This is a genomic window from Pseudomonas sp. HMWF006, assembly GCF_003061205.1.
Lineage (GTDB): Bacteria > Pseudomonadota > Gammaproteobacteria > Pseudomonadales > Pseudomonadaceae > Aquipseudomonas > Aquipseudomonas monsensis.
Window position 1 is genome coordinate 1 of record NZ_QAIU01000029.1, and the last position, 1308, is coordinate 1308.

At 63.5% G+C, this 1308-nt stretch carries 2 protein-coding genes; both read left to right on the plus strand.

All coding sequences use genetic code 11. From position 1 onward, the window contains the following. Positions 1-272, plus strand: a 272-nt coding sequence (locus DBR24_RS00900) for a cytochrome b/b6 domain-containing protein (protein ID WP_177490386.1), incomplete at its 5' end; no start/stop codon positions are given. Positions 273-322: 50 nt separating this feature from the next. Continuing rightward, on the plus strand, positions 323-1308 hold a 986-nt coding region (locus DBR24_RS00905), incomplete at its 3' end, for an exo-alpha-sialidase (protein WP_128613604.1).

The window sequence follows — 1308 nt, forward strand, 5'->3', positions numbered from 1 at the left end:
GGCATTCGCCGATCGGTGCGCTGGTGATGATTCTTATGATGCTGGCATTGTCGACCCTGGGCCTCAGCGGCTGGGCGATGGAAGAAGTCGATGCCCTGTGGGGCGCCGACTGGCCGTTGCAGGTCCACGAAACCGCTGCCGACGGCCTGCTGGTGCTGGTCTGCATCCATGTTGCGGCGGCGCTGTTTGAAAGCATTCTGGTGCGCGACAACTTGCCGTTGTCGATGCTTACCGGACGCCGTCGCCAATTGCCCGACGATGCTGCGCGCTGACAAGGATGTCTGCCAATTGTTAATCCTCTTGTCCTTGCCGCGAGTCCACTATGCGTGCGTTGTCCTTTCGCTTGACATTCATACTCGGCAGCCTGGCCGTGGGCCTGATTTTTCTGGCTGCGTGGCGCAGTCATCCGAGCCATGTGCTGGCACCGTTCGCGCTGGCGACACCGCCGGTTGACGCCGGGCTGCAAGCCCCCGAACCGATGTACAGCAGCCGCTTCGTGTCCTCGGAACTCGACGACTTCGTGCACTCGTCTTCGGTCACCGCGCTGCCCGGTGGTGACCTGATGGCGGTGTGGTTCGCCGGCTCGCGCGAAGGCGCTACCGATGTGCAGATCCGCACTGCGCGATACGACGCCAAAACCGCGGAGTGGGGCGCCGAACACGTGCTGGCCACCCGTGAATCGACCCGCGACGGCACCCGGCGCTATATCCGCAAGCTTGGTAATCCGGTGATCGCGCTGGCACCGGACCAACGGCTGTGGATGTTTTACGTGTCGGTGTCGGTGGGTGGCTGGGCCACCAGCGCGATCAATGTGATGGTCTCCGATGACTTCGGGCGCAACTGGTCGACGCCACGTCAATTGGTGACCTCGCCGTTTTTCAACATCAGCACGCTGGTACGCGCCGCGCCGGTATTCCATGCCGACGGTTCGATCGGCTTGCCGGTGTATCACGAGCTCATGGGCAAGTTCGCCGAGTACCTGTACCTGAGTGCGGACGGCGCGGTGATCGACAAATTCCGCATCAGCCGTGGCAAGCATTCGTTGCAGCCGACCATTGTGCCGCTGGACGGACACCGCGCCGTGGCCATGTTGCGTTATGCCGGCGACACCCACCACCGCGTGCTCGCCAGCCGCACCGACGACGCCGGGCAGACCTGGAGCGAACCCTATCCGCTGGAACCGGCCAACCCCAACTCTTCGCTGGCGGCGGTGGGCACGGCGGACGACGGTTTGCTGGTGGCGCTCAATGACCTGCGGGACGGGCGTTTCAAGCTCAGCCTGTACGGCACCGATGCCAATCTCAATGA